Genomic DNA, 13,701 nt, shown 5'->3' with positions numbered 1-13,701 from the left:
TAAAAAATAACGAACAAAACAGTGATATGGATTGGCAAGGAGTCCCATCATGAACCACTTTGACGCTGACTACTGCTACTCATTCCCCGCCGTGCGCGGGATACAGGCAGGTCGCCCTTTCTACATCGCGACCTGCCCGATGCGTATCATCCCCAAGATTTTTAGTTTCGATGAGAGCGAAGTGCCACCAGAGTTGAGAGCGCAACGCACGTTGAATAAATCTCGGATCCCGGAAATGGTGCGCTACCTCTTGGAAAACCCCAAGGATTACGTCTTTTCTGCCTTAACTGCGTCAATAGCCGTTGATGTCGGATTTGTTGAACACCCAGGCTCAAACAACTTGGGTACTTTACGTGTCCCCATGGATGCGCAGATTTTGATTAACGATGGTCAGCACCGCCGCAAAGCTATTGAAGAGGCCCTGATAGAGCGTCCAGAGTTAGGCCAAGACAACATTCCGGTACTGTTTTTTGTCGATGAAGGGTTAACCCGCAGCCAGCAGATGTTTGCTGATCTCAACAAATATGCCGTGAAGCCCAGCCCTTCTTTATCCACTCTTTATGACCATAGGGATCAAGGTTCTGAACTTGCTCGCCATCTTGCGAGCAATATGGAACCCTTTGTCGGACTAACCGAGATGGAAAAGTCCAGTATCGCCCAACTCTCCAGCAAGCTGTTCACCTTAAGCAGTATCAAACAAGCTACCCGTGCCTTGCTGGGTAAAGGCTCGAAAGAGGGCTGTACAGAAGAAGAGGCTGAGCTGGCTGCTCTCTATTGGCAGACCGTGTATCGCCATATGCCAGATTGGCAGATGGCTAGACGAAAAGAGGTTTCCCCTGCTCAACTCAGACAGGAATATGTTCATGCCCACGGTGTTGGTCTACACGCACTAGGGATGCTTGGGCGATACCTTATCAGTGAGAATCCTGATACTTGGCAAACCGACCTCATAAAACTCAAAACCATCGATTGGCGTAAGACCAATCCTGAATGGATTCGCAGAACCATGTCGCATGGCAAGCTAAGCAAATCAACCACTGCTCTTCAGCTTACCTGCAACGCACTAAAAACATCGTTGAACCTTTCCCTCACTCCAGAGGAAAAGGTGCTAGAAGCCCAGGTTGTTACTCAATGAGCACCTTAATACAGGCCCACGATCTGGCCGATTATGAAGACTTTATCAATGCAGAACTATTTGCTGGCCGCCCACTGGCAGATTACGTGGCGGAAGTTCAACGTATCTACTGCGCCGACAAACGTCCTTGGGTCATTGGCTATAGCGGCGGTAAAGACTCCTCTGCTGTTCTGACCTTGATCTATTTGGCTCTGTTAGGACTACCGCCTGAGATGAGACACAAGGATGTCTTTGTGGTTTCGTCAGACACGCTGGTGGAAACTCCTGTGGTCGTCGACCTGATCATCCGTACCATGGAGCAAATTGAAAAAGGCGCCAAAAGAGACAAACTTCCAATCACATCTCACCCAGTAGTCCCAAAAACCCACGAGACGTTTTGGGTCAACCTGCTCGGTAAAGGGTACCCAGCCCCTACCCGCAGCTTCCGCTGGTGCACCGAGCGGATGAAGATCAACCCGGTCAGTGACTTTATCAAAGACAAGGTCAGCCAGTTTGAAGAGGTGATCGTGGTACTCGGCTCACGCAGTAGCGAAAGCGCATCTCGTGCCCAGGTCATTGCCAAACATAAAATTGATGGCTCTCGTCTCGCCCGCCATACCACGCTGGCCAATGCCTTCATCTACACCCCCATCGACACCTGGGATGTGGAAGATGTCTGGAAGCTACTGCGTGGCGCCTTCAAATACGCCTCTGATGACGTGGAAGAGTGGGAAAATCCTTGGGGGGGTAATAACCGGCCTTTGTGGACTCTGTATATGGACTCCTCCGGTCAGGGGGAATGCCCTCTGGTGATCGACGACAGCACTCCTTCCTGTGGTAACTCACGTTTTGGTTGCTGGACCTGTACTGTCGTCACCAAAGACAGGGCCATGGAAAGCCTTATCCAAAATGGTGAGGACTGGATGCTGCCCTTACTCAAGTTCCGAAATCAGTTGGCGCTAACCACCGACCCAGCCCAGAAGGATACCTATCGGAACTACAAGCGTCGTACCGGTAAGGTGAGCTATCAGTACGCCAAAGAGGGCGAGGACATTGCCAGCGATCGTAAGCATGTCCCTGGTCCTTATTGGCTCAAATATCGCCAGCAGTGGCTGCGAGAACTGCTTTGCATGGAGAAAGAGCTCAATGAACAAGGTCATAGCATCACCCTGATTACTGAGCCTGAGCTACATGCTATTCGCCAACAATGGCTAATAGATCCCAACGAGCCAGATTGGGAGGATGCGCTCCCTAAGATCTATCGTGATGTCTATACCAAAGATCTCAATTGGGTCGTCGATGATCAGTCTCGCTTCGATGCCAGCGATGCCGAGCTATTGGATAAACTCGCGGCTCATTATGAAGTTGAGCCCGAGATGGTCATGAAGCTAATAGAGCTCGAAATATCACTGGAGGGACTGAGTAAACGTCAAGGAGTCTTCGATAAAATTGGCAGTATCTTGAAACAAGACTGGGGCTCCCTGGAAGGGATCCAGCAAAAACAGGCCGCACTGCAAAAAAGAAATCAGCGCGATCAACACCAAGAGACCATTGATACGATTGAAGCTGAACTTAAAATAGTACAGTCACAACTAAACGATGCCTATGAAATAAGCCATCTGCTGAGCGAGGTAGTCACTGATGATCATTAAGAGCCTCACATTGCATGACTTCCGTGTTTTTCGTGGCTGTCATCGAATAGACCTGACCCCTCGCCCACGCTTACTTGTAGATGGTAGCAAACTCACAGATCGCCCAATTGTGCTCTTTGGAGGGCTCAATGGGGCCGGAAAAACGTCTATTCTAACGGCCATTCGACTGGCTCTTTACGGCCGGCTTGCTTTTGATGGACTCTATAGTCAGCAGGACTATATCGATCACCTTGCGGCCTTAGTCCATAACGGGGTCAGCAATACTCAGCGCCCAAATGAGGCAAGTATCGAGCTCTGCTTTACCTATAACAAAGCAGGTATTGAATCTGAGTTCACCGTTATCCGCAGTTGGAAACGGGGGAAAAAAGATCGCCTGATGCTAATACAAGATGGCGAAGCAAAAGACGAACTCAATTACGAGCAGTGCCAAGGTTTTCTCAATGAACTTATCCCTCACGGTATTGCCGATCTCTTCTTCTTCGATGGTGAAAAGATTGCCGAGTTGGCAGAAGATGAATCAGGCAAGGTATTAAAAACCGCCGTTCGCCGTTTACTGGGACTGGATCTCGTCAGCAAGCTGCGCAGTGACCTAGGGATCTATCTTAAGCGGGTGGATGCAAAGAGCCTGGGCTCACAGCAGCAAAAGCGCCTAGCAACTTTGGAGGCCGAGTGCGCCCAACATGGTGCAACCGCTGAGCGCCTTCGCTTTGAAGCGGATGTACACAAGACCCGCATTGAGTTACTGACTATCGACATCAAAAAGATTGAGGCGCAACTTGCCGCAGAAGGTGGGGCATTTGCCCTCACCAAAGCCCAAGAGGAGCAGCGCGTCGAGTCACTACTCAAAGAGAAAGAGCAGCTAGAAAAGCAGATCCGCCATGAAATGGAGGCCTATCTGCCTCTATCATTGGCCCCCAATACCCTGACCCAATTGCTTGCTCAGCTTGAAACAGAAGCCAGCGTGAAGCAGACTCACCACTTCACTACCGAGCTCACCCGCTTCCTGGAAACCTTGCAAGGGGAAGTCGCCTTCCAATCGGTACAGGCAGGCAAGATTGCCGCAGAAGCAATTGAAAGCCAGTTATCTCGTTATCTGGCCAATAAACCACAAGGAACGGTTCGTCTCGATATCTCAGAGCGAGAGTTTGGTGTTATCGAGCAGCTTATCAACCAAGAGAGCCAATACGCTAAGGCGCGCTTCTGTGTCGCTAGAGATCGACTGCAAGAGGTCGAACAAGCCTTGGAACAGGCAGCAACAAATATAGCCAGAGCACCTGAAGATGAGCAATTGTTCGACATATTCAAGGCGTTGAGAGCCCTCGACAGCAAGCGACAACAAGAAATCCATCGCTACCAGCAGCTACTCACAGAGGCCAAGCAGGCTCTTAATAAGCAACTGAGCGCAGCGCGGGACATTCAAAAACTCCACGATAAAGAGCGCAGTCAATTTAATGATAACAGCGCGGTCCATCATGCCCATGAAACCATTAAGCTGCTCGATGAATATACCGATGTCTTGACGATGGCCAGGGTAAAGCGATTGGAGGCAGCATTTTCTATTGCCTACCATAAGCTCGCCCGTAAGGAAGATTTACAGATCCAAGCCAGGATCAATCCGGCCACTTTCGATGTCGAACTGATCGATGAACAAGGCGTCAGCATCAATCGCAAGCTGCTCTCTGCCGGTGAGAAACAGATCTACGCCATCGCGATTCTGGAAGCCTTGGCAAAGACCTCTGGGCGACAGCTGCCCGTTATTATCGATACCCCCCTCGGCAGGCTCGACTCGCACCACAGGGATAATCTGATCGAACACTACTTCCCACAAGCGAGCCACCAAGTAGTCCTCCTCTCAACCGATACCGAGGTGGATCAACGCTACTTTGCAGAACAGTTGAGCGGTGATATATCCCACGCCTACCAGATCGAGTTTGATAGCCTAATGAAGTGCTCATATCTGAAAGATGGCTACTTCTGGAAACAAAAGGAGGCATGTTGATGCTACCTAACCGCATGCAAGTAACACAGCAAACCGAAGAGCAGTTAAAGCGGCTAAAAAGCATGACTGGGGTGACACCCAATGTGGCCGCTCGTATTGCTTTTTTCCGCTCGATAGAGTCAGGGTTTCGCTACCAGGGTGACCAACGAAAACTCGACGGTTCTCTGGTTCTGGACAAGATCACCTGGCTGGGTGACACCACCCAGATAACAGAGTTATTGCTGGCACTAACTTACCCAGAATTAGATCAAAAAGAGAAGGCAAAAGCTTGGGCATTTCATGTAGAAGATGGTATTTCTGCCCTAAGAAACCACAAGAAACTGTTAGATTTATCTACTGAGATTTAACATGAGAGTTTTTAATAATGATAAGCAAATGATTACTGAACAGGGGAATTATAACCTTGTGGTATCATGCGCACCTTATGAAAAGAAACAAGCTGATACATTTGGTGGCTATAGCACAACAGAAATTACTGCAATAAGTGGTGTGTTAACTGTTGTTGTCTCGCTATCTGTGGCGTTTTCTACCATTTGGAAATATAGAAAAGATATTAAATATCTTCAGGAAAGGAATGACTTGGAAAAGCAGCAAATAAGTGTAGATAATGCAAAGGAGAAACTGGAGAAATTTTTCGGACCTCTTTCAGCTTTGCTGGAAGAGTCTAGTATATTGTACTCACATTTCGCTCTCTCTGAAAAAGAGAATCTTCATGCTCGTGGAGACTACTTTAGAACTCTTCGATATATAACCGATTCAATAGGGGTAGATAAACTAGACACTCATGACAAAGCAATCTTAGAGAAAATCATAGAAATTTCTGAAAAAATTAATGCCTTGATAGAGAACCATTCAGGATTTGTAGATAATCCAGAATTTCACAGTTTGCTTGGAAAGTTGTGTTCACACTACAAAATATTAAAACTAGCATTTGACGGGAAACTACTAGAGCAGTCAGAGCATCTAGAAAGTATCGTTTTCCCTTTGGAAATAAATGGAGCTGTAGATAGCGAAATAAGAAAACTAAAATCTATAATAAGCCCTCAAGAACAACGTGTTAAGCGTTATTCTAGGACTGTTAACTACTACAACAACAACTCATTTATGTACTACAGCAAAACATATTCAAATGACATGAATCATATTTATAACAAGGTGCGGTTTTATATAGAAAATGGTTCTAGAATTTTAGATGCAGGTTGTGGTGTAGGCCGCGACACTGAGTATTTTATAAAGCATGGCTTTAAAGTAACATCATTTGATGCATCTAGTGAGATGGTTTCTTTTTGCAATCAATATAGCTTTGCATATTGTGAACAAAAGAACTTTTTGGATATTGACTTCCCTCCAATATTCTCTCTTGTTTGGGCTTGTGCGTCCTTACTTCATCTAAATAAAAATGAATTCGAACTCACACTTCACAGACTATTTAAGGCAACAAAAAAGCACGGCTATATATATTTCTCTCTCAAGAAAAAGAACCCTTCAGCTTCAGAGTTTATTGAAGAGCGAAGTTTTTATTACTACGATGATAATTACTTATATTCTCTACTAGAAGGTGGACTTGGGATGACATTAGTTGAACGGTGGGAAACTGTAGGCGGCACTAGTTTACATGAAGACACATTTATAAATTATATTTTCATGAAAAAATAATTTTTGGATAAGGTTTTTCAAATTATCGTAACCAGTATGAGTTATCCCAATTATAGCCTAACTACTATATGGAGCATGGATTTTATTTTATCTTATCTTATCTTATCTTATCTTATCTTATAATTTATTTTCCACTTATTCTGGTGGAGTTGAACAGTAACTCCGGAATCCTCTATATTAAAGAGGACTTTTCATCTAAAATTGAATGAGACACCAGCTTAAGGCCGGTGTCTGGTGATAACTAGATCTATTCATTCTAGTAATAGATGACCTAGCTTAGCACTCGTACATATTCTTTGTAATCCTTGTGCTCATATAGGTCAGAAATATTCTTCAAATCCATTTTAATTAATGCTACATTTTTTATTCTGCTTGCACCTATGCCAGAAGCAGTAAAAAATATGTCAGAGAAGTCAATGTTGATAAGCTTTTTCAATTGAAAGTCGATATTTTCAAGGTCATAATCATGCGTTGACAATAGATATTTCCTTAAGATTTCAAACTGAGCCTGAAACCCTATTGTTTTTAATAAATAGCTTTCCTCAGATTGATATCTCCATACAGAATCACTAATTTTGTCAAAATAAATAGTTACAACTTCTTCTATGAATTCATCATTATATTCTAAATAGTATCGTCTTAATGGCTGCTCAGGCATTTTTTCTGAAAGAGCAAGGCGACCAGTCTTGTTTTTAAAATTTAACAGTTCATCCCTATCTTTCTTAGGGTTATTGCTTATCAGCTTCATAATACCATCAACAACGGTTGACAATGAAATTAATTTGTTCTCTCCGTTTGCTTCATCAATATCCAACGGAGCACCTAACTTTATTTTATTTTTCAATGGGGTGGAATATTTATTTAACTTCCTAGAAATAAACACTGCTAGTTTCTCTGGTGACCATTCTTTTTTATCTTCTTCTTCAACCTTAAATCCATATAAATCATAAGCAAGACTTTTATTTACGCTCTTTTGGTTAAAGTTAATTGTGGCGAAAATATAAGCTTGATAAGGTGCTGGTAGGTCAATAAAAACGGAGCATAAAAGATCCATTTCTTTTCTTTCTGAAAAATCGAACCCTGACAACCGATGTTGTCCATCAATGATGGTTGCCATCATTGTATTTGCTGATGGAATAACTAATGTATATTGATTGTTATTCTTTTCTATTCTCCAACGAACATTATAATCCTTTACCAAGTTCCCATTTTTGTCAAAATTAGCCCCAAGTATGATAGCATTTGGAAATGTTGACTCAACACTATCAATATATTGTCCTATTTGCTTACTTCTTTTATCATCCAGTTCGCGTTGATTACCCTTCAAATTAAAAATTGAGTTCCCTTTACTTTGATATTCAGCTCTTGAACTAAAGGCAACCTTAGACAATAATCTTGAATTTATAGACACAGCGTAAAAAGAGCCTATAGGCTGCACTACTTTAATAGCCGGAAGCCTAATTTCAACGTTCATACATCTCCTCCGAGCATATTATTAACATCTCTTTCATTATACCGTGACGTGTTAATGTGGTTAATCAACCACACGATAATGGTTAAAAACAAAGAGATATGAACCCAATTGATATCTAGGATGATTGGGTTTCCATTTGTCATTACCCCCTTAACGTAACCAATACCTAAAAAAAACACACCGACTAGTACAATCAACTTTGTTACCCCTGAAGACTGATCATCATCACTAGTGCTCATAAACAAGCGAGCTTCCAGGGTTATACATAGTGTTGCGACACCAAAGGTTAATACATTAAGAGGTTCGAAGACCTTACTAGCACTAGGTATAGATAAAAAAGCAGGAAGCCATAAACCCATGCTACCCAAAATAAAGTAAGCAATAAATTCTCGCCAAAAAGAAAGGCTTTTAAATGCATTCCTCCCTCTTTGGCATGTACTTTTAATGTAATTTCCCCCTGAAACTACAGTATTACGTTCATTACTCAATGCCCCCTCCCCCAGTTAATCATTTACAATACAGCTCCCAAAAAGCACGGTCTCGCATCATAGACATATTTTTATCTCCATCGATATAGAGACTAAAGTGTTTGTCCAGCTTACGGATCTGCTCCATTAACGCTTCCTGCTCACCCTTATCATCTTTATTAAAAATGGCCTTGATATCGGCATTCTTGATCTCGGCAACGCGGTGCACTACCCAGGTCAAGATATAAGAACCGTAGTTGTTTTCCCCGGTTTTAAAGTGGCTCAAGTCCTGGGTTGAGAGGATCACCCCTACCCCATACTCTCGCCCCTCTTTCAGGATTTTGCGCAGGCTGGGGAAGTCCTGCGACATAAAGTTATCGGCCTCATCGACCAGAATCATCTTGGTGATCTGGCGATAGTCCCCCACCACCTTGGGCTTACCGCACTTTTGCATCTGCGAATAGAAGAGATCCAGGGTCAGGGCCACTACCAGGCTCTGGATCTGGGGGGAGTAGCCCGCCAGCTCGATCACTGTCACTCCCTCGAGCAGTTCATAGAGCGAGCTCACCCCATCGGGTTTGGTCTCGAAAATCTCGTAAGTGACCAGGGAGTCGAGGGCCGCATAGAGGGAGTCTTCATCGACCTTCTCTTGCTCCATATAGAGATCCCATACCTGGGCCAGGGTCGGAGCCGATTTTGACCAGGTGCTGGCGTCTGATTTGCTGATCCCAGCCAACTCATAGGCATCGAGGATCAACTTGCGCAGTCGCAACTGCTGCTTGGGGCCAAGGCCAAAAGCTTTAGCGAGAGTCTCAGAAAAACCCGTTGCCGTGTGCACCGGCAGCATCGGCATATCCCCATAGAGGGAGAGAGGGTTATAGGGCAAACGGTGCAGCTTCAGCTTCCGGCTCTGGTTTGCCTCGCTAAAAGCCTCATCCACATAGTCCGACTTGTAGTCAAAGATAAGCAGACCGATCCGTGCACCCTCGACGTTGTTATCCTGCTGGCGCATCAACTGGGTGATCAGCGACTTAGTAAACTGGGTCTTGCCGGTGCCCATGGTGCCAATGATACCGGTATTGGTATTCATAAAGCGCGCCGTGTTGGTGGGTTCCCAATAAAGCGGGGTCTTATGGAAGGCATCGTGACCAAAGAGCACCTTCAAGGGCTCACTCACCTGAGGCGGTGAGACGGGCTCTGTCGACGACACAGGGGGCGCAACTGGCGGCTCAGCCGGCTCAACGGTCACTGGTTTGGCAACATTCGCCTTGAGTGGCGGCGGCGCATCAACCTCGCGCTGCGGCATCAGGCAAAATTGACTCGGCACCTGGCACTGCTCGACCAAGGTCTGGATCGATGCATCCATCTTGCTGGCAATCAAGGCCGGCAGCAGTGAATAGGGCAGCTCAATTTGCAACACATTTTGATCTGTGGTCTGGTAACTCGGCTTAAAGCAGCTGTCGTTTTCCACATGGGCCACCACCATGGCCTCAACATAATCGGGCAAGGTGCCCAACTGATAGTCCCCTCGCATCCACCACTCTCGCTTATCGAGCAGCGGCTGCAACTGGGCACGCTCTAGCACCCCATAGAGACAGAGCTTATCAACCTGCATCAATACCTGGCGGATAAAAAGACCCCGATAGAGGCGGCTGGCCAAGGTGTCTTGCCCCAGCACCTCTTCGCTCAGGTAGCGCTTGAGCTCCACCGCCTGCTTGCCTGCATAGGCATAATCGGGGCGCACTCCCGTCTTCACCTCGAGGGGCATCAGGTAGAGGTGCCCATCCTTAAATCCGACGAAGAGCACATCATCAGAGATGGCCCCCTTACGATAGCCCTGCACCTGACGGGAGAACTCGCTATCGCTCATCTTGAGTCCCACATTGCCCGACACCCTGATCATCTCGGCCACCGACAGTGGCACCCAGCAGATATCGGATTGACGCAGCAAGGCCGAGGCAAACTTATAAGCCCCTATAATGCCGTTCTTCTCTTTACGCTCCTTGGGGTTTGCGGTCAGCATCTTAAGCAGCCACTCCCCGTTAAAGGCATTAAATTCGGTCAGTAGTACTTCACCCTGCCCATGACCCTCTTTTTGCAGCAGACGCTGAAAGAGCTCTACTTGCTTGGTCACAGTAATGGCGTCATAGCCGGCAGCACTGGTGTATTGATCCGAATAGTGGATCAGCACCACATCCTGTTGGTTGGCAAAGAAGTCGAGGGTAACCTTGGGATCAATGATGGTGGTCCACAAGGCGCTCTTATAAGAGCACTGCAGCAAAGATTGAAAATCGGCACTGACGGCCAGTCCCAGGCTGGTCTCAAGATATTGCGTGTTACTCTGGTGAGCAGGCTTCCACAGGTTTGCCATTCGGTGGGCCAGTCGCAGGTGCTGATGAGGCTGGAAATCGACCCCACGCAACCCAAAGGCGGTGAAATAGGCGCCATTTTGGATCTCTGCCGCTTCGCCGGCGATCAATCCATCGCACAACACCCCGCTCATCGCCATCTCGCTCTTGATATCACGGCACTCTACCGGCTCTTTATTGCGGAAAAATGCCAGATGGGCATAGGCGAAGACATCACCCCCCTTAGGTAGGGTGAACTTGCTATAGGTGAGACGGCTTCTGATGAGATCTATCAGCATATCGGCCTCGGCGCGTAGTGCCCCGCTATTTAACCCCAGCCAACTCTTAAGCTGGTCATAGGCCTGCGTCTCGGCAAAGCGATCGAAGTCGTTAAATTGCAGCCGCTCGTCATAGCAGTTGACGTGGATGGCGATAGCCTGATCTTTGTGCTGTTTGAAATGTTCGACCAAGCCCAGGAAGAGATCGGCACTCCCCCCCTGATTGATAGCATTGATAATCAGGCTACTCTTGGCCCCCGCACTAAAGAGACGGGCATAGGCCTGCGTAAACTCTGCCAGTTTGTCGCGCACCAGGCGCTTGATGTAGTCAAAGCTTTCCTGCTTTTGCGGCACAACATTGAGCCAAAAACAGTTTTCCCGGACAACCTGAAGATGGGCATAACCGGAGTCGTTGTCATAGACAAAGGGCAAGAGTCCAGAGGCAACTAGGCGCTCTCGGGTCACATCGGGCAGCTCAGCAAAGCTGCTGCCCTCTTCACTCTCAGGCTCACTCAAGATGGCACTGACCAGCGCTAAGTGATAGGCCAACACCAGAGGATGCAGTGGGGTGAATTTCAGCATCCCCTCATGGCGGCATACCCCCACCCGCATCAGCCTCTTCTGCTCCGAGGACAAAACACTATTGGGGGCAATCGCGGCGAGCTCCTCTTCATAGGCATTCACCACTCCCTGTACCAGAGCGCGATAATTCTGACCCCAAGCCACTAGGCTAGGCAGACTTTTTCTCTGGGACAGGTAGGCAAAGAGGGAGGTATACGCCGCAAATAGCGCGGGCGAGATCTCGTCCATCTCGGCCAGCGTGAGGGTATCGTCATCGCTTAGATAGAGCAGTTGCTCGTCCACCATGCGCGCCTCGAGATTGAGCAGTTGCTGGCGAATGCCCACCACCCCACTCTCGGCGTTATCAAAGACGATGCGCCCCTTGGCACGGTTATATTCGGCATTGCGATCATCATTAAAAATCCGGCCAAAACGGCTCTTATCGAAGAGCAAAGGGACGGTCATCCCCTCATCTGCGGCAGGCCCTTCCACATTGATAGCAAGCTGGCGCTCACCATTTCGTAGAGTAAAGAGGGTTTGCTCATTCGACTCGGCCAATCGCTCAAAATCAGCCCAACCCACCGCTCGACAATCGACCTCAACCTCATCCTCACCCAAGGTGCTGCAACCCTCTTGCTGGAGGTTGACGCGCAGTCGGTTCTCTTCAAGCTGAAGAGTCAGCCAAGCTTTACTCGGCTCGACCCGATAGCGGTGCAAAATCTCGTCGAGATAAAAGTCCCCCTCTTCTAGCACCAGACAACGGAGCTTGTACTCTTCAGCCCGATTATCTCGCTTGAGCTCGATGCTAAAGAAGGTTGGGTCACCAGTCACCGGCAGCACCAAATGGGCCTTGCAACGCTTTCCACCGGCTCTGGCTCTGCTCACGGCGATAGTAGCCAATTTACTCAAGGCTCGATTGTGCTTTAGCTGTAACTGCTGCGTCTCAAGATCGTTGCCGATAAAGTCGAGCAAGAGGTCACACTGGGTGGCCCCTTTTGGCATGACCAGCAGCAGGCTCAGCTCACGTTGACCGGCCTTAGTCTGGGCCTTGGCCCGTTGATGCACCACCCCATCTTTCAGCGTAATTTCGTCAAGCAGCAGCTTTTGAGCCTTATTGGCCGCGATCTCTTGCAACAGGGTCTCGAAGGTGAGCTGACGCCAACGGTCATCTTGAAAATGCTCGCGAATAAAGCGGGAGCTGAACTCCTTAAGGACATTTTCCAGTTGATCGAGACCATAGTGCTCGACCGCCTCTTCGATATCCCGACGCAGCTCGCGGTTTTGTTCCAGACGCTTGCCAATCTGCTCGCGCTTACCACTCCAATTTAGCAAGAGCGGATCGTTAAAGAGCTGCAGCTCGTCGAAATCGAGCACTCCATCTTTATCCAAAGCGCTAAATAGGGGGGCAAACCCAAAGACGGTCGAGCCGTCAGCCTTGATCAACTTAAGCTGCTCTTCGAGCAGACAGCTTGAGAGCTCGCGACGGGGGTGACCGATATCGATCAGCTTAGAGAGCTTCTCTGAGAGCAGCTCAGGGTGCCAGATCGCCCCTTTTCCTCCTAAATCAAACGCACTATTGATCAGGGTGTCAAGCAGGCTGTTATGGATGATCAAGAGCGCAGCATTGTTAAAGACACCACCCCGACCCGCCACCAGATCGCGCAGGTGAGAGATGTAGTTTTCACTAAACCCCTCCCCTTCTCCATGCAAGACAGGTAAGAGTGCGACACCATTGCAATGCAGTACAGGTAAGGTGACCCCATCATGGACAAGTGAGTCATCCGAGTGATCCAAGAGTGCATGAAAGAGTGCCAGGCCGTTTTCGGCGCTGGGGGATTTGAACTGATAACGGGCGCCCGCCTCAAGCTGACCTGCGATCCATTCGATCAAAGACTGTACCAAAAACTGTTCAAAGGGTCTTGCGGACATACACTGCGTCTCCACTATCACTCATTCGCTCGACATTGCCCATGCGCTCATAGAAGGCAACCAGCACTTCTAGGGTCTGGTTATCAAGATAAAAACCTCGCTGCTCGAACCCTTTACACAGCTCGTGCAACCGCAGCTTCTCAGCCTTCCCTATGGTCAGGTTGGTCAGCAGCAGTAGCTGATCCTGATTCAGCACCAGAGTGCGGCCCGCGGCGCCGCGGGC

Annotated in this window: 9 protein-coding genes; 5 read left to right on the top strand and 4 right to left on the bottom strand. The window is 47.7% G+C overall.

Annotated elements, in window-relative coordinates:
• The first annotated feature begins 49 nt into the window (after positions 1-49).
• From dndB to BN1135_RS06900, 5 genes are read left to right on the top strand one after another with little or no spacing between them, the layout of a single operon-like run.
• The gene (dndB, locus tag BN1135_RS06920; RefSeq protein WP_042019900.1) at positions 50-1,135 is read left to right on the top strand and encodes a DNA sulfur modification protein DndB; all 1,086 of its coding nucleotides are present in this window, start codon (positions 50-52) and stop codon (positions 1,133-1,135) included.
• Positions 1,132-2,766 (top strand): DNA phosphorothioation system sulfurtransferase DndC, encoded by a 1,635-nt coding sequence (gene dndC, locus BN1135_RS06915; RefSeq protein WP_042019898.1) that lies wholly within the window; start codon positions 1,132-1,134, stop codon positions 2,764-2,766. The genes dndB and dndC overlap by 4 nt, the downstream gene beginning before the upstream one ends.
• Positions 2,756-4,765 (top strand): DNA sulfur modification protein DndD, encoded by a 2,010-nt coding sequence (gene dndD / locus BN1135_RS06910; RefSeq protein ID WP_042019896.1) that lies wholly within the window; start codon positions 2,756-2,758, stop codon positions 4,763-4,765. The genes dndC and dndD overlap by 11 nt, the downstream gene beginning before the upstream one ends.
• On the top strand, positions 4,765-5,112 hold the full coding sequence (dndE, locus tag BN1135_RS06905; protein ID WP_042019894.1) for a DNA sulfur modification protein DndE: 348 nt from the start codon (positions 4,765-4,767) through the stop codon (positions 5,110-5,112). Before dndD ends, dndE begins: the two co-directional genes overlap by 1 nt.
• Positions 5,113-5,140: 28 nt before the next feature.
• Positions 5,141-6,421 carry a class I SAM-dependent methyltransferase gene (locus tag BN1135_RS06900; RefSeq protein ID WP_139245184.1) on the top strand — a complete coding sequence of 427 codons (1,281 nt, stop codon included), beginning with the start codon at positions 5,141-5,143 and terminating at the stop codon, positions 6,419-6,421.
• A gap of 271 nt (positions 6,422-6,692) precedes the next feature.
• Here the strand turns inward: BN1135_RS06900 and BN1135_RS06895 are convergent, their stop codons facing one another.
• From BN1135_RS06895 to dptG, 4 genes are all read right to left on the bottom strand, one after another.
• Positions 6,693-7,895, bottom strand: a complete 1,203-nt coding sequence (locus BN1135_RS06895; protein WP_042019892.1) for a DNA phosphorothioation-associated DGQHR protein 1 — start codon at positions 7,893-7,895, stop codon at positions 6,693-6,695.
• A complete protein-coding gene (locus tag BN1135_RS22025; RefSeq protein ID WP_139245185.1) occupies positions 7,892-8,383 on the bottom strand; it encodes a hypothetical protein in 492 nt (163 codons plus the stop codon). Before BN1135_RS22025 ends, BN1135_RS06895 begins: the two co-directional genes overlap by 4 nt.
• A 19-nt stretch (positions 8,384-8,402) precedes the next feature.
• Positions 8,403-13,439 carry a DNA phosphorothioation-dependent restriction protein DptH gene (gene dptH, locus BN1135_RS06885; protein WP_244830644.1) on the bottom strand — a complete coding sequence of 1,679 codons (5,037 nt, stop codon included), beginning with the start codon at positions 13,437-13,439 and terminating at the stop codon, positions 8,403-8,405.
• 19 nt (positions 13,440-13,458) lie between these two features.
• Positions 13,459-13,701, bottom strand: a 243-nt coding sequence (dptG, locus tag BN1135_RS06880; protein WP_042019888.1) for a DNA phosphorothioation-dependent restriction protein DptG, incomplete at its 5' end; no start/stop codon positions are given.

It is taken from the genome of Aeromonas sobria (genome assembly GCF_000820145.1).
Taxonomy (GTDB): Bacteria; Pseudomonadota; Gammaproteobacteria; order Enterobacterales; family Aeromonadaceae; genus Aeromonas; species Aeromonas sobria.
The sequence above is the reverse complement of the archived record's forward strand: the minus strand, read 5'-3'. Positions and strand labels throughout refer to the sequence as shown.